This window comes from Kribbella soli (genome assembly GCF_004331345.1).
Lineage (GTDB): Bacteria > Actinomycetota > Actinomycetes > Propionibacteriales > Kribbellaceae > Kribbella > Kribbella soli.
The window spans coordinates 1268871-1295458 of record NZ_SJJZ01000002.1; the positions used below are offsets into that span (position 1 = coordinate 1268871).

Consider the following 26588-nt stretch of genomic DNA (forward strand, 5'->3'; position numbering starts at 1 on the left):
TGGCGGCCGGACCCCCAGGGCGCGGGGTCCGGCCGCAGGGGTCAGCCGAGGCCGGAGCCCTGCTTGGCGAGGGTCTCGAACTGGGTGCGGGTCAGCTTGCTCGTGTCGCCGTTCAGGGCGGACGGGCGGGTGCAGATGACGCCGGACGGGACGGAACCGGTCAGGTAGTTCACCGCGGCCTTGAAGGAGTCGCAGCGGCGCTGGTCCTCGGTGCCGGCCGGGTAGCCGATCGCTGCGTTGACGCGGCCCATATCGAGGTTGTCGGCGTACGGATTGATGTCGCGGGCAACGGTCCAGTACCAGCGGGCGATCGGCGCGCTCCACTGCAGCGACATCGCCAGGTCCGGGTTGCCGAGCAGGTCGATGCCGAAGTACTGGCCGGCCGGGCCGTAGTTGAAGTCACCGGTGAGCTGGATGTACCCGCGCCCGCCGTACGGGCGGGTGTCGCCGATCTCGCGGATGTTGTACTCCAGCCGCGACTCGTGCACCAGCGTCGCAAGGAACGCCGCCTTCCGGTACGGCGTGTTGATCTGAGCGTCCCGCATCGCCTGGTTCAGCGACGGCAGACCGGTCTCGACAAGCGACGGGTTGGCGATCCGGCTCCCGAACATCGCCTGTACGTCGGCCAGCGTGATGTCACCGGCAGGCGGCTCGGAGCCGCATTCGGGTACGCCGGGCAGCTTGTCCTCGGGAACCGCGACGTACACGACGGTCACGTAGCCGCCGAGCGCGGGCACATAGGCCCACCACGAGCTGGTCCCGTCCGAGTTGCTGACCAGATCGCCGCTCTTCTGGCAGTCCACGTCGATCGACGTGGGACCGCTCAACGTGCCGACGACGGCGGACGAGAGATAGGCGTCGGCGCGGACGTTGACGCCGCTGCCGTACGTCTGGAAAACGGCCGCGTACGCCGGTGAGGCGGCGACCAATGCGCCTGCCGTCAGACCGAGGCAGGCAAGAACAGCTAGGAGAAAACGACGCATTGAACAACTCCTGGGGCGGTAGGAGGGGGCGGTCGTTGTGAAAACCTAACCAAGCATTCTCACAACGCCGCCAGTTTCCTCCAGATCCCGGTCGCGCTCAAGCCTTTCGACCCCGGCGCAAGCTAATCCGCGTCAAGAACGTTGGGCTCGTCATGGCCACGGACACGGACTGCGCATACCGATTCAAGCTGTCCTGCTGTTTCCGTGGTCGGCCCGATCCGATTCCGTCTCGGCGTCTACCAGCCGCTTATCGCCGACCTTGTGCACCGCGTCCGTAGAGCTCGCGCGACGCCGTACGGATCTGATGCACAAAGTCAGCCGTCGTCGTTTCGCCGCCACCCAATTGGGCCGCGGACGACTCGACCTCACGGGGTGGGCCGGACCTGTAGCTCTGGCCAAGGGGGAGCCGGCACCCACCTCGGCGACCACCTTGTGCGCCGAACAACCGTCGGAGAACCCGGTTGGCGGTTGAACCGTGCACAAGGTCTCCCGGCAACCGCGAGAGTCACCACCACGCCGCGCACGGGCAGCGCAGCTCACAGGAACGGGAGCTGGTGGGTGAGCCCACCAGCTCCCGCGGCGCCCGGCTGTGCACTCCTGACGGAGGCCGCCGTTGGCGTTGGGATCAGCCGATCCGAAGATCTACCCCGCCGTTGCTCGACGCGGCACTAGTCGGCCTTCTTCTCCGGCTTGGCGTCCACGCCGGCTTCCTTGCGCTGCTCGGGCGTGATCGGCGCCGGCGCCGCGGTCAGCGGGTCGAACCCGCCGCCGGACTTCGGGAACGCGATCACGTCGCGGATCGACTCGGTGCCGGCCAGCAGCGCCGTGATCCGGTCCCAGCCGAACGCGATCCCGCCGTGCGGCGGCGCGCCGAACTTGAACGCCTCGAGCAGGAACCCGAACTTCTCCGAGGCCTCCTCGTCGGTCAGGCCCATCACCTTGAAGACCCGCTTCTGCACGTCCTCGCGGTGGATACGGATCGAGCCACCACCGATCTCGTTGCCGTTGCAGACGATGTCGTACGCGTACGCCAGCGCCGATCCCGGGTCGGTGTCGAACGTCTCCAGCGAGTCCGGCTTCGGCGACGTGAAGGCATGGTGTACGGCGGTCCACGCGCCGGACCCGACCGCGACATCGCCCGCGGCGGTCGCGTCGTCGGCCGGCTCGAACAGCGGCGCGTCGACGACCCACACGAACGACCACGCCGACTCGTCGATCAGACCGCCGCGACGGCCGATCTCCAACCGGGCCGCACCGAGCAGCGCCCGCGACGTCTTGATCGGACCCGCGGCGAAGAAGATGCAGTCACCCGGCTTCGCGCCGACGTGGTCGGCGATGCCCGCGCGCTCCTCCTCGGACAGGTTCTTCGCGACCGGCCCGGCGAGCTCGCCGTCCTGACCGACCAGCACGTAGGCCAGTCCGCGAGCGCCGCGCTGCTTGGCCCACTCCTGCCACGCGTCCAGCTGCTTGCGCGGCTGGTCCGCACCACCCGGCATCACGACGGCACCGACGTACGGCGCCTGGAACACCCGGAACGGCGTGTTCTTGAAGTACTCCGTGCACTCGACGAGCTCGAGACCCATCCGCAGATCCGGCTTGTCGGAGCCGAACCGCGCCATCGCCTCGCCGTACGTCATCCGCGGGATCGGCGTCTGCACGTCGTACCCGACGAGCTTCCAGAGCGCGGTGAGGACCTCCTCGGACAGCGCGATGATGTCGTCCTGGTCGACGAAGCTCATCTCGATGTCCAGCTGGGTGAACTCCGGCTGCCGGTCGGCGCGGAAGTCCTCGTCGCGGTAGCAGCGGGCGATCTGGTAGTACCGCTCCATACCGGCCACCATCAGCAGCTGCTTGAACAGCTGCGGCGACTGCGGCAGCGCGTACCAGCTGCCCGGCTGCAGGCGGGCCGGGACCAGGAAGTCGCGGGCGCCTTCCGGCGTGGACCGGGTCAGCGTCGGCGTCTCGAGCTCGACGAAGTCGTGCTTCGACAGCACCTCGCGGGCGGCCTTGTTCACCTCGCTGCGCAGACGCAGCGCCGACCCCGGGCCCTGGCGGCGCAGGTCGAGGTACCGGTACTTGAGCCGGATCTCCTCGTTCACCGGCGTCGCGTGGTGCTCCTCGACCGGGAACGGCAGCGGAGCCGCCTCGTTCAGCACCTCGACCTCTTGTGCGATCACCTCGATCTCGCCGGTCGGCAGGTTCGGGTTCGCATTGCCCTCCGGACGCGGCGAGACCTCGCCGACGATCTTCAGGCAGTACTCCGAACGCAGGCCGTGCGCGGCCTCCTCGTCGCGGATCACGACCTGGACGGTGCCGGTCGAGTCGCGCAGGTCGATGAACGCCACGCCGCCGTGATCGCGTCGCCGCGCCACCCAGCCCGCCAGAATCACCGTCTGCCCGGCGTGCTCGGCACGCAACGAGCCTGCGGAATGGGTACGGATCACGAGTTCTCCTCTTGCGTGTTGATGCTTGGACGTAGGTCTTGAGCCGGCGGGGTCCAGGTAGCTGCATCCGCGGGCAGCTGCTCACCGCTGCGGATGTCCTTCACCTCGGGCCCGTTCTCGGTGCTGAACCAGACGAACGGAATCCCGCGGCGATCGGCGAACTTGATCTGCTTCCCGAACTTGGCGGCAGCCGGCGCCACCTCTACCGCAATCCCCCGGCCGCGCAACTGGATCGCCGTCCGCATCGCCTCGGCCCGGTCGTCTTCGGAGTTCAGCGCGATCAGCACAGCCGTCGGCGTACGGCGGCTCGCGGTCAGCAACCCTTTGCTGATCAAGCGGTGCACCAGCCGCGACACACCGATCGAGATCCCCACACCGGGGTACGTCGTCTTGCCGTCGGACGCCAGCGAGTCGTACCGCCCACCGGAGCAGATCGACCCGTAGCCCTCGTCGCCGACCAGCTGGGTCTCGTAGACCGTGCCGGTGTAGTAGTCGAGACCGCGGGCGATCTTCAGGTCGGCGACCAGCAGACCGGGCGCGTGCTCGTTCGCCGCCGTCATGATCTGCGACAGCCGCTCCAAGCCTTCGTCGAGGATCTCGTGCTGCACGCCGAGCGCCCGGACCTGATCCGCGAACGACGCGTCCGTCGACGAGATCTCCGCCAGCCGCAGCACCTGCTTCGCGGTCTCCGCGGACAGACCGGCCGCGGTCAGCAGGTCGGTCACCTTGTCCGGGCCGATCTTGTCCAGCTTGTCGACGATCCGGAGCGTTCCGGTGATGTCCTCGATGCCGAGGCCGCGATAGAAGCCCTCCGGGATCTGCCGGGTGTTCACCTGGATCCGGAACGGCGGGATCGGCAGCTTCCGGAACGCGTCCGCGATCACCAGCGGCAGCTCGACCTCGTAGTGGAACGGCAGCTCGCCGCTGTCGATGATGTCGATGTCCGCCTGGGTGAACTCGCGGTACCGGCCCTCCTGCGGGCGCTCACCGCGCCACACCTTCTGGATCTGGTAGCGCCGGAACGGGAACACCAGCTTGCCGCTGTGCTCCAGCACGTAGCGGGCGAACGGCACGGTCAGGTCGAAGTGCAGTCCGAGGGCCGCGTCCTCGTCCGCGCCGGCCGCGAGCCGACGTACGCCGTAGATCTCCTTGTCGGCGTCCTCGCCCTGGTTGGACAGCCGCTCGACCGGCTCGACCGCACGGGTCTCGATCGACGCGAAACCGTGCAGCTCGAACGTCTCCCGGATCACGTCGAGGAACTGCAGCTCGACGATCCGGTCATTGGGCAGAAACTCCGGGAACCCGCTGAGCGGGGTCACCTTACTCATTTCGGTTGAATCTCCAGGTCCTGCAAGTAGGGGTTGGTCGCCTTCTCCCGGCCGATCGTGGTCTGGCCACCATGACCCGGCAGGACGACGATCTCGTCGCGCATCGGCAGGATCTTGGTGGCCAACGTATGCAGCATCGCCGGATGGTCGCCGCCAGGCAGATCCGTCCGGCCGATCGACCCGGCGAACAACACGTCACCGGAGAACAGCACCGCGGGCACCTCTTCCGGCCCGTCGTACGGCGTGGTGAAGGTGACCGACCCGCGGGTGTGGCCCGGGGTGTGGTCGACCGTGAACTGCAGCCCCGCGAGCTCCAGGGACTGCCCGTCCTTCAGCTCGGCGACGTCGTCCGGCTCGGCGAAGGTGTGATCGCCGCCGAGCAGCATCCGCGCCGTCTCCGGGCTGATCCCGGCCATCGGGTCGGCGAGCAGGTGCCGGTCGTCCGGGTGGATCCAGGCGGTCGCGTCGTACGTCCCGCAGACCGGGAGCACCGAGAACATGTGGTCGATGTGACCGTGCGTGAGCAGCACCGCGACGGGCTTCAGCTTGTTCTCCCGGACCACCTGCTCCACGCCGTCGGTCGCGTCCTGACCGGGGTCGACGACGATGCACTCCGCGCCCTGGCCGGTGGCGACGACGTAGCAGTTCGTACCCCACGACCCCGCGGGGAACCCGGCGATGAGCACGGCAGACCTTCCTGGAACGGGGTTCGGGACCCACCAAGGTTACCCGGGTCGTTCGCCGTACTTCGAACCGGATTGTGATGCAACCCCGTTGCGCCTGAGCTGGGAGTTTGTGATTGTTCAGGGATAAGCCTTCGCTTGTCGAGGACTTGAGCGTCGGGAAGGCAGCTCGACGCGCCCAGGCGGGCCCTGTCCGCGCGGTTGGACCGGGGACTGACCAGAATGGGCACGAGCGCAGTGCATACCGCCGGAAGGGGCGAGTTGTGGCCGGAGAGAACTGGGGCCGGGTAGCCGAGGACGGAACGGTCTTCGTACGGACGAAGGACGGTGAACGGGCGGTCGGCCAGTGGCCGGACGCGAACCCCGAGGAAGCGCTCGCCTTCTACACCCGCCGGTACGACGCGCTCGCCTTCGAGGTCGAGCTGCTGGAACAGCGGGTCCAGGCCGGCACGGTGTCCCCGGACGACGCCCGCGCCGCGGTCAAGAAGGTCACCGGCTCGATCGAGGACGCCCAGGCCGTCGGCGACCTGGACGGCCTGCTGACCCGCCTCGAGGCCCTCACACCCCTGGTCGCGCAGCAGCGTGAACGGCGCAAGGCCGAGCGGGCCGCCAAGGTCGAGGAGGCGCGCTCGGCCAAGACCAAGATCGCCACCGAGGCCGAGACCATCGCGGCCGGCACCGACTGGCGGCACGGCGTGACCCGGCTGCGTGAACTGCTCGACGAATGGAAGGCACTCCCCCGGCTCGACAAGTCCAGCGACGACGAGCTCTGGCACCGGTTCTCCTCCGCGCGTACGACGTACACGCGGCATCGCAAGCAGCACTTCGCGGAGCTCTCCTCCAAGCGTGAAGAGGCCGCCGTGGTGAAGGAGCGACTCGCGGCCGAGGCGGAGACGCTCGCCTCGTCGAACGAATGGGGCCCGACATCCGGGCGCTTCCGGGACCTGATGCGGCAGTGGAAGGCCGCCGGGCCGGCACCGCGCGAGGTGGACGACAAGCTGTGGGCGCGGTTCCGGGCCGCGCAGGACCTGTTCTTCGGCGCGCGAGACGCCGTACAGGCCGAGGAGAACGCCGAGCAGGTGGAGAACCTGCAGGCCAAGGAAGCGCTGCTGACCGAGATCGAGACCATCCTGCCGGTCGAGGACGCCCGTACCGCCCGCGAGCAGCTCCGGGTCTACCTGGACCGCTGGGACCAGATCGGCAAGGTCCCGCGCGACTCGATGCGCACCATCGACGGGAGGCTGCGCGCCGTCGAGCAGGCCGTGAAGGCGGCCGAGGACGAGGTCTGGAACCGCAGCAACCCCGAGGCCCGCGCCCGCGCCGAAGCGACCGTCAAGCAGCTCCAGTCCCTGATCTCGGACCTGGAGAAGCAGGCCGCCAAGTTCGAGGCCCAGGGCAACACCCGCAAGGCCACCGAAGCCCGCGAAGCCATCGCCGCCCGCCGCGAATGGCTGACCCAAGCCCAAAACGCCCTCACCGACTTCAGCTAATTCCCTCACGCGGTGCTCCACCCTGCCGCCCGGTGGTGCGAGTTCGTGGTGGGTCAGACTGACTGCGGTGGGTCGACCCCAACGCGGTGCTACGCGCGGCTCCTTCGTCGCCGTGCTACGCGCCGCTCCCACCCACCCATGCGACCGCCACGTAGTCCTGCAGACCCCGTAGTGAGTAGAGCTGATTGCGGTGGGTCATCGCCACGCGAGGCTGCGCGCTCCCTGTCCAAACGGGCGACCGCCTCGTGGCGCAACCCACCTGCTGTCAGTGAGCGGACTTGTAGTGCAGGCTCATGCGGTGTTGCTCGCGGCAACCATCCCGAAGCGACTGGCCTCCTGGTGCGATTGACAGGATCGCTCGACAGGAACTACCAGTTCAACCAACTGCCCGTGAGGATGTTGAGTGTCAGACTCTCGATGAAGACCACAGTCTCCTCGCGCCCTGGGGTGTAACCCGTCGGATGCCCGCATCTGTTACGCAGATTCAACCGCTCCGCAAGTACTTGCCGAGCATTTCGGTTGAACATGCCGGCGTCCTCGCCCAGCTGCAAGAACTCTGACTCGCTCAAGTAGAGGAGATCGTCGACTTTCTTGACCTCACGGTACTTCCTGGAGGTGCCGTACCGTGCCCGGTTGGCAGCCTCTACAGCCTGGACACCGCCACCCCGCCGTTTTACAACTCCGTACAAGTGTTCGACTGTCGCTGCCCAGACCATAAGGATTGCCGCTCGGTACAACCCTGCTTCATACGCTGCTACCGCTTCACGCAGGTAGTCAGCGTATTCGACCGGCGCCGTAGCCCGCGCATCGACCAGCGATTGCAGAGCCTGTGCCGGTGACTCAATCGCTGCGTCAGTGACCGGGATCGGGTGAGCAGCCTGAAACAACGCCAGGCTTGCGATCCACCGCGCCTCACCAGGATCAGGCGTCGCGGTCATGGGGGTCATTCAGCACGTACTTGCGCATGTTCTTGAATATCTCGGCGACCGTCTCCGCTGTCGCGTTAGCCGCGATGTGAATCTCGATGTTTACGTGCACCGCAGGGCTGGCAGAGACGTCTATCGAAGGGCGAGGCGGATCAGAAGCCGTCGCCGGCACGGCGTTCTGCGGCGTTGGTGTTTCTGTGCCCGCTTCCGACTTCGTGTGCTGGGCAGTAGCCGTTCCGGGACTGGTGTTGACGAAGTCCGCGATCGCTGCCGCGTCTGTCTTCAGATAAGAGTCAGGACTCCCCTTGGTTCCTCGCGTGAACTTGCCCAAACCGGCCTCGCCTGCGATGCGCATAAAGAAGATGACCGCGTCAGTAAGCGCCGCGCCTTGCGCTCCCTCCAACTGGTCTTGATGCTTATCGTGCCAGTAGTTACCCACCTCCGCCTTGGTCGGATTCGCGACCTTGCTGTGGTGCATCCATTCGATGGTCTCGGCATAAAGTGAAACGGAACGAATCGCTTTGCGCATGATCGCTGCGCGCTGCGCCGCGTCGCCAGTCGCAAACGACCTTCCATCCTCTGTCAGACGGACGTTGACGCCATCACGATCGAGGAGGCCGATGCGCCGGGTGGCTTCCAGCTTCCGGTTATCGACCAGCTTGTTATCGATCGCCTTCTTAGCTTTGTCGAGCGGCACCCACCCCACCTGCCCCTTGAGGTAGGTGGCGAGCCCGTCGATATCCTCGATCACGGTCTTCAGTGGCAGCACTTGATGTCTCCGTTTCATGAAGCTCTTGGACGGCGCCCAATCAAGGGAGAGCGACACCTTTTGAAAGGTGCGCCTTCCTGGCTTACCAACATCAATAGCGATCAGGCTTGTGCGTTGCCTCCCCCGCCGATGAGAGTGTGTCCGCCAACTCCGCGGCCGCAGACACGACTGACGCCAGCAGTTCAAAGGCCGACGCGGGCAGAGGGGCGCTCGAATGAACCGAGAACACAACTTCTCCAGCATCGGTCGGCCAGACCTGATGGATGACGGCCGGCGGAGAGCCAGCTGCGCTATAGCTGCTCGGAGCCGGTGATATCCGTTGCGCCGGATCGGCCTGCGCGACGGACTCGACGAGGTTCTCATCCAGAGTCCGCGCGGGTTCCATAGCCTGCTGCCCAATCTCCACGGACGCCATGAATGTCACCGCGCCATCTCCGTCTTCCTTGAGCAAGCCCGCAGCAGCGCCGCTCTGCACGAAGGACGCGACGAAGCGGTCACGCGCCTTCGCTGAGACGCCGAACTCGAACAGGGCACGCTTTCCAAGCTGGTCGAGCTTTATCGGCACACCCTTCGCGCTGTCGTCGTACACGCGCTGGAAGATCGCGCAGCTCCGAAACGCCTTTCGTAGAAGTTCCTGATCCTCTGTCGGCCTGTCCGCGAGGGCGATCTCCTGACCGAGCGGCGTCAGGCTCGCGCGCCCGCCCTTCGAGTCGACCATCGCCCAGTCCTTGAACGACGCCATCTTGGATCGGAACGGACCACTCTTATCCGTGGTGTGACCGCAGTACGTCGCGAAGGCGGGGAGGGAGAAGTCCTTGCCGTGCTGACCGGCGGCATGAATGATCCGCACCGCCTCGGTCAGGGCCAGCGACGGGAAACTCACCGAGCGCCGCTCCCGGTCATCGCTGTCCTCGCGGTTCGCACTCAGCGACGGGAGATCCACTGACCGACTCATTCCTGCGCTCCTCTACTCAATGAACTCCACCGTAACCCCCAACCTCGAATCTTGGCAATAGCACTCAGGATTACAGTTTTTGCCTGATCCATGCCATCCCCCAACTCTCTGCAGTACTTGGTCGATCATTCTTGCAGGTCAGAGACATCTGAAACTGGTCTCATTTCGGGTCCTAGATGGCAATTTGTCAGTTCAACTGAACTCTTCAGAGTCCTAGCGACTGCTGGACAGCTACCTGAGGCATGTCTAGAGCATCTCAGAGACCTCAGCTGCGCACCTGATGAACTGCAGATGACAGCATAAAACTCACCATACGGCTTCTGTCTTCGATAGACAGGACATGAACGGATCGAGCCACGCACGGAGCAGCCCATCAACACGGATCCCGGCCCAATAATCGGAGGCCGTCAGCGTGCGGTCACCGCAGACCATGATGCGCCGAGCCTCGATGAGGCTGGTACGGAACGAATTGAACTCGAGACTTCTCCGCTCTGCCCATCTGATCGCAAGGTGAGCCTCGCGGGATCAGCCTGGGTACTCCTGAGGCTCTCAACCAAGTCGAAGGACGGGTCACGAACGGACCGAGCCAGGCACGGAGCAGCCCATCAACACGGAGGCTCCCCGGCATGCCCGGGGGTGCTCCGCTGCCCTCAGGGTGTGATCCCGCAGGTCGATCAGTCCCTCGAAGCGGTACGCGCTTCCGTGACTCGTAGTCTGGTGCGGCGCTGGTTGCGCCGGCGATCTGGTTCTCCCTGGGGGTAGGGAGGGGATGACGACGAGGCGGTGTCAGTGAACGATCCCAACTGTGTTCCCGACATAGTCCGGGAGCCTGACGTGGACGGCATCGGTCTGATCGAACACCAGGTACAGCGTCGCTTCATCCGGCTCCAGCATCGTCGGACACACGGCCACCGATGGGATATCTGGCGGGCGCGACACCGGCGGCCGGACACCAGGGCCGATCTGCCCGATGCACCCCGCCCTCCCAGCACGCCAACCCTCAGCTCCCGCGCTCCTGGTCCAAGACTTCGCTGCAACCCGTCCGGTCTGCGTGGCGCTGTCAGTGGTCGAGCACTGGCTCGTCGGTGAATACGCGGGTTAGGCGGGCTCGGTCTGGGCCTGTGGACAACTTTCCGCAGGAATCGCCGAATTCAGCGATGCTGTGCGGATGTTTCCTGCTGACCTGCCGCTGTACTTCTGCGGCATCCCGTTTCGCGCGCATCAGGTCGGGCGCAAGCTCCAGTGGCTACTCGAACGGGGTGAGATCAAGCAGTTGATCGGCGGCGTGTACGTCGACGTGCGGGTGCCGGAGACCATCTCGCTGAGGGCCGACGCGCTGCATCTCGTCGTACCGCCTGGGGCGACGGTGTGCGGTCGGGCGGCCGCCTGGTTGCACGGCATCGACTCCACCGCGCTTGCCCCGGAGCCCTTTCGTCCCGAATGGACGTTCGCCGAGCGCCCGTCCGCGGAGATCCAAGGGCTGAGGGTCACCACGCCGGCTGCTACGGCGATCGAGCTGGCCACACACCTTCCACGACCCTTCGCGTTGTCGGCCGTGGACGGGCTGCTCCACGCCGGCATGCCGATGACCGACCTCATGACCGCAGCAGCCGCCTACTTCGCGGAACACAGCACCTCACAAGCCGCCCAACTCCTGCGGATCGCCGACGGACGTGCTGAGTCACCAGGCGAATCCTGGCTCCGGCTGCGCCTCTTCGACGCCCGCTTCCCCCGCCCCGAACTCCAGGTCCCCATCGAAGGCAACGGCCGGATGTATCGGTTGGACCTGGGATATCCGAATCTGCCGGTCGACGGCCGGCGGCTCGGCTTGGAGTACGACAGCGACCAATGGCACTCCTCAACCAAACAACAACTAAAAGACGAAACGCGCCGCACCGAACTGGACGCCCTCGGCTGGCACATCATCTCCATACGCCGAACAGACCTCTGGGGCTCCTACCCAGCCCGAGAGCTGGCGGTAGGCGGCTTCCTATGCCAGGAACCGCGCTTGCCGCGGCGGTGGTGATTGGCATGAACTGGCGACCGGCAACTGCAGAGGACGCGGTCCTGCTGGCTGAGCTGGCTAGTCGGACGTCTGACTCGGAGTTCAGCGCGGAGCAGGTGTTGGCCTTCCTCGACTCCTGGTATGTCGAGATTGCTGACCACGGGCTTGCCACCGAAGCCGCAGTAGCTGTTCTTCCGCCTGCGAAGGGCCGGAGCAGAGGGTACGGCGCCTGGTGGACCCGCCGCGACGCGGACTCCGACCGGTTCGGCACGATCGGCGGTCGCGTCGTACAACTGGCCGAATCGACGCCCGGCCTGCGCGTGCTGCAGATCTCCGTACCTGCCGAGCGCACCATCGACGCGGATCAGCTCCGCGCTCTCCGGTTCGAGCCCGCCTACCCGCTGTGGACCATGGTCCACGACAACAAGACCTGGCCGGACCGGCAGCTGGACCTACCGGTGCCTCTGCGTTTCGCCCGTTGGCTCGACGTCACGCCCGACGAGTTTCAGGCAGCCTATGAACACGCCTACATCGATCAGCGCCCTGTCGAGCCACATACCCCCGAAACGTGGGATCTCCTGGCCGGCAGCGACAACTTCGCGACCGATCTCGCCACCTTGGCAGTAACCCCCGACGGCCAAGTCGCGGGATTCGTTCTCGGCTTCCACCAGAGCGCTGGCGGAATCGAGCTAGGGCCGATCGGCACCCTCCCGTCGTGGCGTCGGCGCGGCGTCTGCTCTGCGCTGTTGTCAGCGGTGTTGCTGCGCTGTCGAGAGTCCCGATCACACCCGATCAGCCTCACGGTCGACGGCGAGAGTCCTACCCGGGCCGAGCACCTCTATCTGCGACACGGTTTCCAGGTGACCCAGCGCCTCGTCACGTACCAAGTCCAGTTGTAGGTATCAGGCGACCGTCCAGGCGGTTTGGGTTGCCCAGCGTTTGGCGGCGGTCATGAGGAGGTTGGTGGCGGGGGCTTTGATTTGGCCGTAGTCGGCCAGGTCGGGGACTGACTGGGCCAGGCGTTGTTTGAAGGCGCCCCAGGCCTGGCGGGCGTCTCGGTCGGCGCGGAGGTAGTCGCGGAACAGGAGGGCGTAGCGCGTGTTCGGGCCGGTGGTGACGCGGACGTGGACGTTGGTGGCGCGTTCTCCGACGGGTGGGGCGAAGACGAGTTTCTCGCACGGCTGTCCGTACGACGTCTCGGTGCGATTCCACGGTTCGGGGCGGCAGCGGAAACCGGCGGACTCCAAGAGGATGACCAGGTCCGGGGCGAGAGCGGGTACGCGGATCTGGGCGTCGATACAGTTCTTCGCAGCGAGACCGGGGACCGACGTGGAGCCGATGTGGTCGATCGCGACGGCCCGATCGCCTACCGCGGCACGCAATCGGCCGGCGAGATGCTTGAACTCGGACGGCCAGTCCGGGTCGTAGTCGACGACAGCTACCGCGGGACCGAGCTCATCCGGGAATGGCATTCGCCCATGCTCCCAACCACCCGGTCCGCCGCACCAATGGATTAGTACGGCGAACCGGGCGGAACGGACCCCGCACGCCCCGGCGGGGACATGGCGCCCGGGTGGCAACCAGTCCGGTACGGCGGGATCATCCCCGGCGCCGACGACCGACGGCCGGAGGGGCCATTCGTTGCTGCTCAGTCGTTGTAGCGGACCTTGTAGCGGCGAGCGAGCACCAGAAGTGCCAGCACGAGCAGGCCACCGGAAGCCGTGATCAGCAGGAGGTGGGAGTTGGCAGGCGCGACCTCAGCGGCGGCCGTAGCCGAGCTGCTGGGGCCGTAGCCGCCGGCCATGCCGACGTCGTTGTACTGCGTGCCAGGGAGTTTGTCGGAGTACCGGTCGAAGACGAGGTCCTGGTAGGCGGTGACGGTGATCGGTCGGGCGCCGATCGACTTGACGGCCGACTGGTTGAGCGGTCGCACCTGCGTGCCGGACAGGGCGTACCAGGCACCGACCTGAGGCTCGGTGAAGACAACTGCTCCCGCAGCAGCCGACACCATCCGCGCCTCGGTGTTACCGGAGGCCACGTTGACGGCATGCCAAGCGCCCTTCGCGTCCGGGGTGGTGAAGACGGTCAAGGTCCGGCCGCCTTGCGCTGCAGTGGTTGCGGCGTACCAGAAGGTCGCGACCGGCGCCGACGCATCACGGACGAACGCAGGGTTGAGCGCGTAGATCGGCTGCGTGTCCTGCGCGACGCTCGCCGCGGCCTTCGCCGTACCTCCGGCCTTGCCCAGCAGGCTCAGCGCCTCGGACGAACGCGCGGCATTCGTTGCCTTGGACAACTCCGCCGGTGCGACCGGCTGCGGACCCGCGGCACCGGCCAGACCGGCGGCAGCGAAGGTGAAACCCAGACCGGCAGCGAGTACGGCGGCGCAGCGCAACAGGACGTTCTTCGGGCGGCGCATGTCAGGCTCCGATCCGGTACAGGGAATGCGTCCAGGTGAACTGCGAGTTGGACCGGTACCAGTTGTAGGTCGAGTAGTTGTAGCGCGGGTCGTCCGGCCACGGGTTGTAGTACTCGATGGTCGAGTCGGACGCGTCGTACCCGATGATGTCCATCATGTGACCGCCGCCCGAGGTCCAGCCGATCCGCGTCATCACCGGGCGGCCGGCGGCGATCTCGGTGACGAGCGTGCTGAAGCTGAGCGTGGACGAGACGTAACTGCCGGCGCTGATCCCGATCGCCCGGAAGGCGTTCTGGTCGTTGCCGAGCGTGGCCTGGTTGTTCGGGCAGGTGCCGTTCATCGAGTAGCCGAAGGCAAGGTTGCAGAACTGGTTCTGCGAGTACGAGCGGCCGTAGAACGCGGCGATGCTGTTGCCGCTCGCGGCCCAGCACCAGTTCGACTTCTGCTGGGCCTGGCCGGTGACGTTCAGGTAGTAACTGCTGGGTGCGGCCGCGGCCTGCGGGGCGAGCGGTGCCAGCGTCACCAGACCGAGGATCGTGGCCAGGAGCAACGACCAGCTACGACGAGGCCGAGAGCGGAGCCTGCGCATGAGTCCTCCTTCAAGAGGTACTGCGGGGTGGGCGGAGTCCATCGTCGGGACGGGACCACGGCGCGGCAAGAACCCGGATCCGGGGTGTGAACGGCAACGGCGCGTGAACGATGCGTGACAAGGCAGTGTCAGCGGGTGCTGTGAATGTTTACACTGCTGCCCTGAAGGAGCGTGGGCCCCATGATCAAGCCGGTCGAACTCCGTGCGGTGACCCCGGAAGCGTCGTTCGCGGACGCGCTGCGGCAGGCGATCGCGCGCCGCGGGCTGGCCCTCAACCGGATCCGGACCCATCTGGCCGACCGCGGGCTGCACGTCGGGGTCGCGACGCTCAGCACCTGGCAGAGCGGACGCCGGGTGCCCTGCGAGGATTCGCTGGCGATCGTTGCGGCGCTCGAGGAACTCCTGCAGGTGCCGCCCGGCTGGCTGACCGGACGGATCCCTCCGGCGCGCACCGAGCCGGAGACATCACCGCAGCCGTACGCCGTTGTCGACTACGCCGAGGCGCTCACCCGGCTGCTCGACCGGCTCCGCCGCGACGCCCACGGCCGGCTGCGCAACGTGACCGTTCTCGAAGAGGTCCGAATGGGCGCGGATCGGAGCGCGCACTGCCGGCGGGTGATCCAGAGCGTGGTCGCCGTACAGCCTGTGGATCGGCTGATCATCGCGCACCAGGGCGAGCCGGGCTGCGACGCCGAGAAGCTCGCCTTGCGGGCACTGAGTGGTTGCCGGACCGGCCGGATCGCCCGCTCCCCCGAGGCCGGCGCGATGCTCGGCGAACTGCTGCTCGACCGGGTCCTCGCGGTCGGCGAGACGGCCGTCGTGCGCTACGAGATCGAGGACCGCACCGGGCTGCCGGCGACGGAGTACCAGCGGTTCAGCGAGTGGGGCGGGATGCACTGCGTGCTGGAGGTTCAGTTCGACCGGGCCGCGCTCCCGGTCCGCGTCCACGAGATCCGCCGCCGCCACACCTCCGGCCCGAACCTGGTACACCGCGAACTGATGCTCACCCCCGACGGCCGCGTCCACGTCATCGAAGCATCCGCAGACCCCGGCACAGTAGGAATCACCTGGGAATGGGACTAGCCCGCTCCCCCTCCCGCTCCCGGCCGTCCGCAATTTCGTGGGCTGACCCACCAATTTGGTGGGTAGACCCATGACCTGCTGGGTTCGTGACCGTGGTTCAGGGTGCAGAACCCCCGACCTGATGGGTCTACCCACCAAATTCGCACTCAGCGGCGGGCGCCGGGCGCGTGGATGAGCGGGCACGGCGGACGGGCGCGCGGCGGGTGCGGCGCGGGCGGGTGCGGTGCGGGTGAGTGCGGTGCGGGTGAGTGCGGTGCGGGTCAGCGGGTCGACGCGGGTCCGGTGCGGGCGAGTGCGGTGGGGGTGAGTGCGGTGGGGGTGAGTGCGGTGGGGTTAGGTGCGGAAGCCGGCGTGGATGTGGTCGTGGTGGGTTTGGTCGGAGAAGTACGCCGTACCGGAGAGTTGGTAGGGGCCGCCTACGTTGTAGGAACCCAGGGACTCGGTGGCGCGCATGTACGACGTGATGAGCGCGCGGGACGTTGACGGCGATACGACCGGGTGGCCGTCGATCTGCCAGGTGTCGAACGCCCGGCCGCGGGGGTGGTCGCTCGGGCGGTCGGTGCCGAAGACGTTGGTCGGGTGGCCGGAGCGGATCACGCTGACCCCGATCCGATACGTCTTTGCGAGCTCGAGCATCGTGGTGAGCACGTTGTTATGCACCTGCCCCGAGCGGATGTCCGCGGCGGATGCGGGCGGCAACAGGATCTGCTCGCTGGCCAGCACCTGCCGCGCGGCGGCCGACAGGCTCGCAACCGGCGCTCCGGGTTGAGCGGGGTGCGTCGCGGTCACCCGCCAGGTCCCCTGCGACGACTTGCTCAGTCGTACGTCGACCGTCGTACCGCCGCTGATCAAGCGGTTCTGTCTGATCGAGTACACGCGGCATGGCACCAGAACGCTTGCCGAGTCGCTCAAAATACCGCCGTACTGCGCGTCAATCACCTCGATCACAGCCGGCGTTTCCGTCGGCTGCAGCAGCTTGACGACCGCCGCCACCGCGAGCCGCTTCACCTGCGGCTGAATCTCACCCGGCCCCGGCACCCAGCTCTGCACTGACGGCAACACAACCGTGGGCTTCGTCGTAGCCGGCGGAGCAGAAGTCGACGGAGGTGCAGTCGTCGGAGTCGGAGTCGGAGTCGGTGTCGGAGTCGGTGTCGGAGTCGGTGGGGTCGAGCTCGGCTGATTCTGAGCTGACGAATCACTGCACCCAGCCAGCAACCCAACACCCGCGACCAGAAACGCGCGACGCCCGACACGGCTCATATCTGCAGTGTCCCCACCCTCACAAACAGAGCCTGCAGTCCGTGTAGTCGCCGAGATACAACCCATGCTTCGGGCAACGGACGAACGCAGCCTCCACCGGCTCCAGATCCCAGAGCCGCGGCAACTCAACCGCCTCGGCCGACGGCCTGAAGTCCAGGACCAGCCGCTCGTACTCCGCCAGATATCCCTCGGCGTACGGCGGCTCATAGCTCAGCAACTCCCACCGGTACCGCGTCGCCGCCAGCCGAACCACGCGCAGCAGGTAGTCCCGCTCGGCCTCCCACTCGGCAGCCGGCCAGGGCAGCTCGTCCAGGTCGAACCCGTCGTTCCCCAGCCCGATCCGGGAGTTGCACAGCAGCAACGCAAACCCACGCTCGAACGCCGTCTCCGCCAGCTCACACGCAGGCAGCGCAAGCACGTCCAAGAAGACCGCGGTCGCTCCGTTGGACAGCTTCAGGCCCGGACCGTCGGCCGAACCGCGGAACCAGTCGCCCACCGGAGCTACTGCGTGACGCGGTAGACGTCGAAGACGCCCTCGACCGAGCGGACCGCCTTCAGCACGTGCCCAAGGTGCGTGGGATCGCCCATTTCGAAGGTGAAGCGGGACTTCGCGATCCGGTCGCGGGTCGTGGTGAGGGCCGCGGACAGGATGTTCACGTGGTAGTCCGACAGCACCCGGGTGATGTCCGACAGCAGGCGAGCCCGGTCCAGCGCCTCGACCTGGATCGCGACCAGGAAGACGGACTGCGCCGTCGGCGCCCACTCGACCTCGACGATGCGCTCGGGCTGGGTCTTCAGGTTCTCCACGTTCGCGCAGTCGGCCCGGTGCACCGAGACCCCCGCGCCGCGGGTGATCCAGCCGATGATCTCGTCACCCGGCACCGGCGTGCAACACCGGGCCAGCTTCGACAGCACGTCGGTCGCGCCCTTGACGATGACACCGGCGTCGCCGCGGGCGGTCCGCTTCCGCCGCTCCTTGGTGGCCGGCAACCGCATGCCCTCGGCGAGATCCTCGGCCGCGCCCTCCTCGCCACCGTACGTCTCGATGAGTCGCCGTACGACGGCCTGCGCGCTCACGTGCTGCTCGCCGACCGCGGCGTACAGACCGGTGACGTCCGGATAGCGCAGGGAATTCGCGACTGCGGTCAGGGTCTCGTGCGACAGCAGGCGCTGCAGCGGCAGGCCCTCCTTGCGGAGCTGCTTCGCGATCGCGTCCTTGCCGTGCTCGATCGCCTCGTCGCGGCGCTCCTTGGAGAACCAGTGCTTGATCTTGTTCCGCGCACGCGGGCTCTTGACGAACGTGAGCCAGTCCCGCGACGGACCCGCGCCCTGCGCCTTCGAGGTGAAGACCTCGACGACGTCACCGTTCTCGAGGGTGCTCTCCAGCGGCACCAACCGCCCGTTGACGCGGGCACCGATACAGCGGTGGCCGACCTCGGTGTGCACGGCGTACGCGAAGTCGACCGGCGACGACCCGGTCGGCAGCGACATCACGTCGCCGCGCGGGGTGAAGACGTAGACCTCGGCGTTGTTGATCTCGAACCGCAGCGAGTCGAGGAACTCCGACGGGTCGGAGGTCTCCCGCTGCCAGTCGACGAGCTGCCGGACCCAGGGCATGTCGTTCGGCCCGCCGATTTCGGTGCTCGGCGCGGCCGGCGCGACCGACGACGGGTCCTCCTTGTACTTCCAGTGCGCGGCGATGCCGTACTCCGCACGGCGGTGCATGGAGAACGACCGGATCTGCAGCTCCACCGGCTTGCCCTGCGGCCCGATCACCGTGGTGTGCAGCGACTGGTACATGTTGAACTTCGGCATCGCGATGTAGTCCTTGAACCGGCCAGGGACCGGGTTCCACCGCGCGTGCATGATGCCGAGCGCCGCGTAGCAGTCGCGGACCGACTCGACCAGGACCCGGATGCCGACCAGGTCGTAGATGTCGCCGAACTCGCGGCCGCGGACGATCATCTTCTGGTAGATCGAGTAGTAGTGCTTCGGCCGGCCGGTGACCGTCGCCTTCACCTTGGCGAGACGTAGGTCCTCGTGCACCTGGTCGATCACGGTCGCCAGGTACTCGTCGCGGGACGGTGCGCGCTCGGCGACCAGCCGGACGATCTCGTCGTACACCTTCGGGTGCAGGGTCGAGAACGCCAGGTCCTCGAGCTCCCACTTGATCGTGTTCATACCCAGCCGGTGCGCCAGCGGGGCGTAGATCTCCAGCGTCTCGCGGGCGATCCGCTCCTGCTTCTCCTGGCGCAGCGAGCCGAGTGTGCGCATGTTGTGCAGCCGGTCGGACAGCTTGATGACCAGCACCCGGATGTCCTTCGACATCGCGACGACCATCTTGCGGATCGTCTCGGCCTGCGCTGACTCGCCGTACCGCACCTTGTCGAGCTTGGTGACGCCATCGACCAGCATGGCGATCTCTTCGCCGAAGTCGCGGGTCAGATCGTCCACCGTGTACGGCGTGTCCTCGACGGTGTCGTGGAGCAACGCAGCGCAGAGCGTGGTCGCGGTCATACCGAGCTCGGCGAGGATGGTGGCGACCGCGAGCGGATGCGTGATGTACGCGTCGCCGCTCTTGCGCATCTGGCCGGTGTGGTACTTCTCCGCGGTCCGGTAGGCGCGCTCGATCATGCCGAGATCGGCCTTCGGGTGGGTCGCGCGGACCACTCGGAACAGCGGTTCGAGCATCGGCGCCCGGTTCGGGTGCCGGGTGCCGCCGAGGCGGGCCAGCCGGGCACGGACCCGGGCCGGCGCGATCCGCGGCGGTTGGGTCGCAGGCGGCGGCGACACGGGAGCCGGGCGCACCGGTGACGGCGCGCGCGGCGGCTCCTGCGGTACGGCATCCGGCACCGCAGATGTCATCGCCGGGTCTTCGCCCACGTTGTGTCCCTCCGCCGACAGGGCACCAGTCTAGAGGCCAGCGTCCAACGAGGCAGAACCGCCTGTGGACAACACGCCGGGTAAGCCGGCGGCGACGGAGAGTTTGCCCGAATTCAGACGCGATTTCAGACTGTGAGGAGGGCGGTGACTGCTTCGCCCTCGAGGCGCTTCCGACCCGGGAGGAACGACAGTTCCAGCAGCACCGCCGTACCCAGGACCTCGGCGCCGCAGCGGCGGATGAGCCGCAGACAGGCCTCGACCGTGCCGCCGGTGGCCAGGACGTCGTCGATGACGAGGACGCGGTCACCAGGAGCGAACGCGTCCTGGTGCACCTCGATCGTCGCCTCGCCGTACTCCAGCGCGTACGACTCCTCGTACGTCGCCGCCGGCAACTTCCCCTTCTTACGCACCGGCACGAACCCGGCGCCGAGCGCGAGCGCGACCGGGGCCGCCAGGATGAACCCGCGCGCCTCGATCCCGACCACCTTGTCGACGACCGGCCTGCCGTCGTCGTCCTTCCCGACCGCCGCCAGCGCCTCCACGACCTGGCCGAAGCCGGTGTGATCGGCCAGCAGCGGGGTGATGTCCTTGAACACCACCCCCGCCTGCGGGTAGTCCGGAATGTCGCGGATACCGTCCGCGAGGACCTGCTCGAGCGACCGCATCACTTACCGCGCTTCGACCGCGGCTTGCGCGTCGGCTGCGGACGCCCTGCGGCCGCCGCCTTCATCGGCCGCGACGACGGCGCCGGAGCCGCCCCGGTCGCCCGGTCGGCCTTCCGCGGCGTGTCCTGTACGTCGGAACGCGCCGCGGCACCCGCCGGGGCACCGACCGTCGCGACGCCCACCGGAGCGGCCGCAGCGGCAGCGAGCTGCGCCTTCTTCGCGGTCACGCGCTTGTTCAGCGCCTGCATGCCCGGCTCGCGCTCCTTGAAGACCGCGAGCAGCGACGGCGCGATGAAGATCGACGAGTACGCACCGACGGCGATACCGACGAACAGCGCCAGCGACAGGTCCTTGAGCGGGCCGGTGCCGAGGACGACCGTGCCGACGACCAGGATCGCGCCCACCGGCAGCAGCGCGGTGACCGTGGTGTTGATCGACCGGACCACGGTCTGGTTGACGGCGAGGTTGGTCGCGTCCGAGTAGGTGTAGCGGTTCGACCCGGTGATGCCGCGGGTGTTCTCCCGGACCTTGTCGAACACGACCACGGTGTCGTACAGCGAGTAACCGAGGATCGTCAGTACGCCGATCACCGTCGCCGGCGTGACGTCGAAGCCGATCAGCGCGTACACACCGACCGTGATCGTGACGTCGTGGACCAGTGCGATGATCGCGGCCATCGAGGCCTTGGCTTCTCGGAAGTAGACCCAGATCACCCCGAACACCAGGACCAGGAACACGATCAGCGCCAGGATCGCCTTGTCGGCGATCTGCTGGCCCCAGGACGCGCCGATCTGCTGCGAGGTGACCTGCTCGGCCGGAATACCGGCCTCCTTGGCGATCGCCGCGCGCACCGTGCCGATGTCGGCCTGGGCCAGCGGCTTGGTCTGCACGCGGACCTTCTCGTCGTTGATCGTCGTGACGACCGGGTCGCCGAGGTCCTTGGCGTTGGTCGCCTTCACGGCGTCGCCGAAGTCCTGCACGGTGCTGTCAGTGACCTTGACCTTGGCCTCGTACTCGACGCCGCCCTTGAACTCGATACCGAGCGCCAGGCCGCGCGCGAACAGTCCGCCCAGCGAAATCACGACCAGGGCGATCGAGATGCCGAACCAGAGCTTGCGGTGGCCGATGAAGTCGTAGGAGACCTCACCGCGGTGCAGCTTGGCACCGATCTGTCCGAGCTTCGACATCAGACCTCCCCTCCGACCGGCTTGCGCGTCGACGGCGTCTTCCGCGGCCGGGCCGACGGTTTCGTCTGTCCGGGCAGTCGTTCGACGCCCAGATGCTCCGGATCCAGTCCGGACAGCTTGTGCCCGTGGCCGAAGAAGTCGGTCCGGGCCAGCAGCGTGACCAACGGCTTGGTGAACAGGAACACCACGACCAGGTCGATCAGCGTGGTCAGGCCGAGCGTGAACGCGAAGCCCTTGACGCTGCCGATCGCCAGCACGTACAGCACCAGCGCGGCGAGCAGCGAGATCGAGTCGGCGGCGATGATCGTGTGCTTGGCGCGGGCCCAGCCGGTCTCCACCGAGGAGCGCAGGCTGCGGCCCTCACGGACCTCGTCGCGCAGTCGTTCGAAGTAGATGATGAACGAGTCCGCGGTGATACCGACGGCCACGATCAGACCGGCGATACCGGCCAGCGACAGCGTGAACCCGATCGCCTTGCCGAGCAGGATCACCAGCGATCCGGTGAGGATGCCGGCGACCGCGAGCGACAGCACCACGACCACGCCGAGACCGCGGTAGTACAGGAAGCAGAACACGACGACCAGCGCCAGACCGGCGAGACCGGCCCAGATACCGGCGGAGAGCTGGTCGCCACCGAGCTGCGGCGACACGGTCTCGACCGACGAGATGTCGAACTTGACCGGCAGCGCGCCGTACTTCAGCACGTTCGCCAGGTCGCGGGCCTCGGCCTCGGTGAAGGTACCGGTGATCTGCGCCTGGCCGCCCGGGATCGGGCTGTCCACACTCGGCGTCGAGATGGTCTCGCCGTCGAGCACGATCGCGAACAGGTTCTGGCCCTGGCCGCGCTTCGAGATCGCCGTCGTCGCCTTGAAGAACTTGTCGCCGCCCTCGCCGGTGAACTTCAGGTTCACCTGCCACTGCAGGCCGTTCTGCGGGATGCCCGCGGAGGCGTCCGAGAGGTCGGTGCCGTTCAGGATCGCCGGGCCGAGCAGGTACTTGTAGGTGCCTTGGCGGTCACAGGAGAAGATCGGCCGGTCCGGGTAGTCGAGCTGCTTGTCGCCGCACTTGAACGCCGCGAACGCCGCCTGCGTGGCCGCGTCCGGCGTGTAGTTCAACGGGTCGCCCCCGGTGGCCGGCGTCGACGGCGTGGCGCTCGGCGTCGTACTGGCCTTCGGGGTCGTGCTGGCCTTCGGGGTCGGCGTCGGCGTCGCGCCACCGAGCGCGCTCGACCAGGCCCGGCCCTTCGGCGTGGTGCTCGGCTTGATCGTGGCGCTCGGTGTCACCTTCGTGCTCGGCGTCGGCGTCGCGCTGGGCTTCGGCGTGGTGCCCGGCTTCGGCGTCGTCGTCGGCGTCGGAGTGGGCTGCGGTGCGGCGGCGTCCGAGCTGTACACCACCCGGAAGTAGAGCAGCGCGGTCTGACCGACCTGCGACACCAGGGATTCCTTCGTGGCACCCGGGACGGCCACGTTGATGTGGTTCGCCCCGGAGGTGGTGATGTCGGACTCGGCGACACCCGCGCCGTTGACCCGCTGGCCGATGATGTTCTTGGCCTCGTTCAGCTGGTCGGCGGTGACCTTGCCGCTGCCGTCGATCGTGCTGGCGGTCAGCGTGATGGTCGTGCCGCCCCGCAGGTCCAGCCCGAGCTTGGGCTTCCAGGTCTGGGTCAGCGCCATGATCCCGAACAGCAGAACCACGACCACCAGCAAGCCGATCAGGCTCCGCCCGGGGCGGGATGTCGAAGTCGTTGCCACGTCAGTTTCAACCTTTGTACTTCTGGGCGCGCCGCACCGTCAGGTGGACGCCGAACGCCGCGCCGCAGGCCGTTGGGACGGAAAAATCAGTTCTCGGTGTGCGTCGGCGGCAGCTTCGGCGTGTCCTGCACCTTGCCGTCGGCCTTGTCACCGGCCTTACCCGCATCCGGTACGTCGACCTTGGCCGCGTCGTCGTCCGCCGCTTCATCGGTGTCGGCGTCGGCGGTTTCCTCAGCGGCGGTGGCCTCGGTGGAGGTCTCGGCCTCGTCGGCGGAGGTGTCTTCTTCCGGGACCACCCGGCCGACCGCGGCCTTGACGACCTGGACCAGTACGCCCTCGGAGATCTCCAGCGTCACGTACTCGTCGTCGGTCTCTTCGACGATGCCGACCAGTCCGCTGGTGGTGATCACCTTCGTGCCCGGCATCAGCGAGGCTACGGTCTGTGCCTGCCGCTCGCGCTGCTTACGCTGGGAGCGGCTCATGAACCAGATCATTCCGACGATCAGGATCAGCGGCAGCAGCAGCGTGATGCCGCCACCCCCGGAGGAGGCCATCGGTACGGCGAGGAGTTGCATCGGGTCTCAGAATCCTTCGTCGGCTCGGTTATAAGGCGTGCACCGCGCGAATGCGCAGGTCGCGGCGGAAGACCTGGAGGTCAGGCCACCGGGGAGTCTAACGCCGTGCGTCAACAACTACCGCATGACGCCGGGTCACGTTTGCGTTACTCACACTGGTCGCTACGCAGTGTCTACGTTCCGGCACCGGCGGAGGTTCCCCGGCGATCGTCGTGTTCAGTTGAGGTTGAACTCCTTCAGTCCTCATCGGCGTCGAAGAGCGTGTCCGCGAACGTCGCGCCCTTCGGGACCTTGAGCCCGATGTGCCGCCAGGCCGCGGGCGTGGCGACACGACCACGCGGCGTACGGGCCAGGTAGCCCGACCGGACCAGGAACGGTTCGGCCACTTCCTCCACAGTCTCACGTTCCTCGCCGACCGCAACCGCCAACGTGGAAAGACCGACCGGTCCGCCCCCGAATCGGCGGCACAGCGCGTCCAGCACCGACCGGTCCAGCCGGTCGAGGCCCATCTTGTCCACCTCGTACAGGTCCAGGGCCGCCTTCGACAGCGCGAGCGTGATGATGCCGTCGGCGCGTACCTCTGCGTAGTCGCGGACCCGGCGGAGCAGCCGGTTCGCGATCCGCGGCGTACCGCGGGACCGGGACGCGATCTCGATGGCGGCCTCGGGGGTGATGTCGACCTCGAGCAGCGCGGCCGACCGGTTCACGATCTTCTCGAGTTCGGCGGCTTCGTAGAACTCCAGGTGACCGGTGAACCCGAACCGGTCCCGCAGCGGCCCGGGCAGCAGACCGGCCCGCGTGGTCGCGCCGACCAGGGTGAACGGCGGGATCTCGAGCGGGATCGCGGTGGCGCCCGGTCCCTTGCCGACGATCACGTCGACCCGGAAGTCCTCCATCGCCATGTAGAGCAGCTCTTCCGCGGGCCGCGACATCCGGTGGATCTCGTCCAGGAACAGGACTTCGCCCTCGCTCAGCCCGGACAGGATCGCGGCCAGGTCGCCGGCGTGCTGGATCGCCGGCCCGCTGGTCACCCGCAGCGGAGTGGCCATCTCGCTGGCGATGATCATCGCCAGCGTGGTCTTGCCGAGCCCCGGCGGTCCGGACAGCAGCACGTGATCAGGCGTGCGGTTGCGGCCACGAGCCGCGTGCAGCACCAGCTCGAGCTGCTCGCTGACCCGGCGCTGACCGCCGAACTCGGCCAGGGTGCGCGGCCGGAGCGCGGACTCGATCTTGCGTTCCTCGAGGTCCACCGCGTCGGCGGAGACCAGTGGGCGCACGTTGTCTTCCATCGCTTACGCCCCCTTTACGCCTTGGAGAGCACGCGCAGCGCGGCCCGCAGCAGGTCGGGAACCGACGGATTCGGGTTGTCGGCGGCGAGCGGCGACACGGCGGTGACCGCGTCCTCGGCGTCGCGGGCCGACCAGCCCAGACCGACCAGACCGGCCTGCACCTGGTCGCGCCACGCCTCCTGCGCCTGCAGCGGCCGGCCAGTCACCGTCCTCGACGGCGCACCGATCTTGTCCTTCAGCTCGAGCACGATCCGCTGCGCACCCTTCTTACCGATGCCCGGAACCTTCACCAGTACGGCGAGATCCTCGGTCGCGACCGCCTGGCGCAACTGGTCCGGGCTCAGCACCGCGAGCGCGGCCTGGGCGAGCTTCGGCCCGACACCGGAGGCGGTCTGCAACAGCTCGAACAGGTTCTTCGCGTCGTCGTCGGCGAACCCGTACAGCGTCAGCGAGTCCTCACGGACCACCATCGACGTGGCGATCCGCGCCTCCTGCCCCGGGCGCAAACCGGCCAGCGTGCCCGGGTCGCAGTACACCTGCAGACCGATCCCGCCGACCTCGACCACGGCACTGTCCAGCCCGATGGCCGCCACCGGTCCACGTACAAAGGCGATCATCGCCACCCTCCAAGCCCGCTCGTTTCCGTGCTCACCGCTTGCCCTGCTGCGCCGCCACCGCGGCCCGCAGCCTCGCCACCTGCAGCCGTGACTGCGCTTGCGCCGCCGCCTCGAGATTGGCCCGGCTGCTGGCCGCTTCCTGCAGCTTGCTCGCCACCCCACCGCGCCAGACCTGACAGATCGCCAGCGCCAGCGCGTCCGCGGCGTCCGCGGGCGTCGGACGCTCGCTCAGCTTGAGGATCCGGGTGACCATCGTGGTCACCTGTTCCTTGTCCGCGCGGCCTGATCCGGTGACCGCGGCCTTCACCTCACTGGGCGTGTGCAGGGCGACCGGCAGTCCGCGACGGGCAGCGACCACCATCGCGACCCCCGAGGCCTGCGCCGTACCCATCACCGTCCGGACGTTGTGCTGCGCGAACACCCGCTCGACGGCGACCGCGTCCGGCTGGTGCCGGGCGATCCACGCGTCGAGTTCCTCCTCGATCAGCACGAGCCGCTTGGAGACGTCCAGGTCGGCAGGCGTCCGGATCACCCCGACGGCGACCAGCGCCGGCGGCTTCCCCGGTGTCCCCTCGACGACGCCGAGGCCGCACCGGGTCAGTCCCGGGTCGACGCCGAGCACCCGCATGAATACCTCCGAACGTTTGTTCGACAACCCTAGTCGGAGGCGTCGGGAGTTCAGAAATCGAC

General features: G+C 67.6%; 24 protein-coding genes. 4 read left to right on the forward strand and 20 right to left on the reverse strand.

All coding sequences use genetic code 11. The annotated features are described in order from the left end of the window. Positions 1 to 41: 41 nt before the first annotated feature. The 4 genes from E0H45_RS20170 to E0H45_RS20185 all read right to left on the reverse strand — a co-directional run bounded on the left by E0H45_RS20170 (position 42) and on the right by E0H45_RS20185 (position 5441). The gene (locus tag E0H45_RS20170) at positions 42 to 983 is read right to left on the reverse strand and encodes a glycoside hydrolase family 19 protein (protein WP_131339442.1); all 942 of its coding nucleotides are present in this window, start codon (positions 981 to 983) and stop codon (positions 42 to 44) included. A gap of 668 nt (positions 984 to 1651) precedes the next feature. Continuing rightward, positions 1652 to 3427: an aspartate--tRNA ligase gene (gene aspS, locus E0H45_RS20175; protein ID WP_131339444.1), complete on the reverse strand. Its 1776-nt coding sequence runs from the start codon at positions 3425 to 3427 to the stop codon at positions 1652 to 1654. Continuing rightward, positions 3424 to 4755: a histidine--tRNA ligase gene (gene hisS, locus E0H45_RS20180; protein ID WP_131339446.1), complete on the reverse strand. Its 1332-nt coding sequence runs from the start codon at positions 4753 to 4755 to the stop codon at positions 3424 to 3426. Before hisS ends, aspS begins: the two co-directional genes overlap by 4 nt. Continuing rightward, entirely contained in the window at positions 4752 to 5441 is a 690-nt protein-coding gene (locus E0H45_RS20185; RefSeq protein ID WP_131339448.1) for an MBL fold metallo-hydrolase, read from the reverse strand. Before E0H45_RS20185 ends, hisS begins: the two co-directional genes overlap by 4 nt. Positions 5442 to 5701: 260 nt before the next feature. Here E0H45_RS20185 and E0H45_RS20190 point away from each other — a divergent pair, with 260 nt between their 5' ends. Continuing rightward, positions 5702 to 6928 (forward strand): DUF349 domain-containing protein, encoded by a 1227-nt coding sequence (locus tag E0H45_RS20190; RefSeq protein WP_131339450.1) that lies wholly within the window; start codon positions 5702 to 5704, stop codon positions 6926 to 6928. A gap of 368 nt (positions 6929 to 7296) precedes the next feature. On the opposite strand, the gene E0H45_RS20195 is transcribed toward E0H45_RS20190, so the two are convergent. The 3 genes from E0H45_RS20195 to E0H45_RS20205 form a co-directional block, all read right to left on the reverse strand. Further along, entirely contained in the window at positions 7297 to 7866 is a 570-nt protein-coding gene (locus tag E0H45_RS20195) for a hypothetical protein (protein WP_131339452.1), read from the reverse strand. Further along, entirely contained in the window at positions 7850 to 8623 is a 774-nt protein-coding gene (locus tag E0H45_RS20200) for a hypothetical protein (protein ID WP_131339454.1), read from the reverse strand. Before E0H45_RS20200 ends, E0H45_RS20195 begins: the two co-directional genes overlap by 17 nt. Before the next feature lie 91 nt (positions 8624 to 8714). Further along, on the reverse strand, positions 8715 to 9578 hold the full coding sequence (locus tag E0H45_RS20205) for a hypothetical protein (protein ID WP_131339456.1): 864 nt from the start codon (positions 9576 to 9578) through the stop codon (positions 8715 to 8717). Between the two features lie 1168 nt (positions 9579 to 10746). Here E0H45_RS20205 and E0H45_RS20210 point away from each other — a divergent pair. Next, on the forward strand, positions 10747 to 11604 hold the full coding sequence (locus E0H45_RS20210) for a hypothetical protein (protein ID WP_131339458.1): 858 nt from the start codon (positions 10747 to 10749) through the stop codon (positions 11602 to 11604). Positions 11605 to 11609: 5 nt separating this feature from the next. Continuing rightward, entirely contained in the window at positions 11610 to 12482 is an 873-nt protein-coding gene (locus tag E0H45_RS20215) for a GNAT family N-acetyltransferase (protein ID WP_165546523.1), read from the forward strand. Positions 12483 to 12485: 3 nt separating this feature from the next. On the opposite strand, the gene E0H45_RS20220 is transcribed toward E0H45_RS20215, so the two are convergent. The 3 genes from E0H45_RS20220 to E0H45_RS20230 form a co-directional block, all read right to left on the reverse strand. Next, a complete protein-coding gene (locus tag E0H45_RS20220; RefSeq protein ID WP_131339462.1) occupies positions 12486 to 13055 on the reverse strand; it encodes a GrpB family protein in 570 nt (189 codons plus the stop codon). Positions 13056 to 13231: 176 nt separating this feature from the next. Next, complete coding sequence (locus tag E0H45_RS20225; protein WP_131339464.1) at positions 13232 to 13999, reverse strand: hypothetical protein; 768 nt, start codon at positions 13997 to 13999, stop codon at positions 13232 to 13234. A 1-nt stretch (position 14000) separates the two neighbouring features. Further along, complete coding sequence (locus E0H45_RS20230) at positions 14001 to 14588, reverse strand: papain-like cysteine protease family protein (RefSeq protein ID WP_131339466.1); 588 nt, start codon at positions 14586 to 14588, stop codon at positions 14001 to 14003. A gap of 180 nt (positions 14589 to 14768) precedes the next feature. Between E0H45_RS20230 and E0H45_RS20235 the strand changes: the two genes are divergently transcribed. Continuing rightward, positions 14769 to 15671, forward strand: a complete 903-nt coding sequence (locus E0H45_RS20235; protein WP_131339468.1) for a hypothetical protein — start codon at positions 14769 to 14771, stop codon at positions 15669 to 15671. A gap of 333 nt (positions 15672 to 16004) precedes the next feature. Here the strand turns inward: E0H45_RS20235 and E0H45_RS20250 are convergent, their stop codons facing one another. The 10 genes from E0H45_RS20250 to ruvC form a co-directional block, all read right to left on the reverse strand. Continuing rightward, the gene (locus tag E0H45_RS20250) at positions 16005 to 16721 is read right to left on the reverse strand and encodes a hypothetical protein (RefSeq protein WP_238155108.1); all 717 of its coding nucleotides are present in this window, start codon (positions 16719 to 16721) and stop codon (positions 16005 to 16007) included. A 229-nt stretch (positions 16722 to 16950) separates the two neighbouring features. After that, positions 16951 to 17427: a hypothetical protein gene (locus E0H45_RS20255; RefSeq protein WP_131339470.1), complete on the reverse strand. Its 477-nt coding sequence runs from the start codon at positions 17425 to 17427 to the stop codon at positions 16951 to 16953. A gap of 5 nt (positions 17428 to 17432) precedes the next feature. Beyond that, complete coding sequence (locus E0H45_RS20260; protein WP_238155109.1) at positions 17433 to 19796, reverse strand: RelA/SpoT family protein; 2364 nt, start codon at positions 19794 to 19796, stop codon at positions 17433 to 17435. 143 nt (positions 19797 to 19939) lie between these two features. Next, positions 19940 to 20479 carry an adenine phosphoribosyltransferase gene (locus E0H45_RS20265; RefSeq protein ID WP_131339474.1) on the reverse strand — a complete coding sequence of 180 codons (540 nt, stop codon included), beginning with the start codon at positions 20477 to 20479 and terminating at the stop codon, positions 19940 to 19942. Beyond that, a complete protein-coding gene (gene secF, locus E0H45_RS20270; RefSeq protein ID WP_131339476.1) occupies positions 20479 to 21666 on the reverse strand; it encodes a protein translocase subunit SecF in 1188 nt (395 codons plus the stop codon). Before secF ends, E0H45_RS20265 begins: the two co-directional genes overlap by 1 nt. Next, the gene (secD, locus tag E0H45_RS20275) at positions 21666 to 23417 is read right to left on the reverse strand and encodes a protein translocase subunit SecD (protein WP_238155110.1); all 1752 of its coding nucleotides are present in this window, start codon (positions 23415 to 23417) and stop codon (positions 21666 to 21668) included. Before secD ends, secF begins: the two co-directional genes overlap by 1 nt. An 86-nt stretch (positions 23418 to 23503) precedes the next feature. Continuing rightward, positions 23504 to 23992 (reverse strand): preprotein translocase subunit YajC, encoded by a 489-nt coding sequence (gene yajC / locus E0H45_RS20280; protein WP_131339478.1) that lies wholly within the window; start codon positions 23990 to 23992, stop codon positions 23504 to 23506. Between the two features lie 236 nt (positions 23993 to 24228). Continuing rightward, on the reverse strand, positions 24229 to 25281 hold the full coding sequence (gene ruvB / locus E0H45_RS20285) for a Holliday junction branch migration DNA helicase RuvB (protein WP_131339479.1): 1053 nt from the start codon (positions 25279 to 25281) through the stop codon (positions 24229 to 24231). A 14-nt stretch (positions 25282 to 25295) separates the two neighbouring features. After that, positions 25296 to 25898, reverse strand: coding sequence for a Holliday junction branch migration protein RuvA (ruvA, locus tag E0H45_RS20290; protein WP_131339481.1), 603 nt, complete (start codon positions 25896 to 25898; stop codon positions 25296 to 25298). A 31-nt stretch (positions 25899 to 25929) separates the two neighbouring features. After that, positions 25930 to 26526: a crossover junction endodeoxyribonuclease RuvC gene (ruvC, locus tag E0H45_RS20295; protein WP_131339483.1), complete on the reverse strand. Its 597-nt coding sequence runs from the start codon at positions 26524 to 26526 to the stop codon at positions 25930 to 25932. Positions 26527 to 26588: the final 62 nt, after the last annotated feature.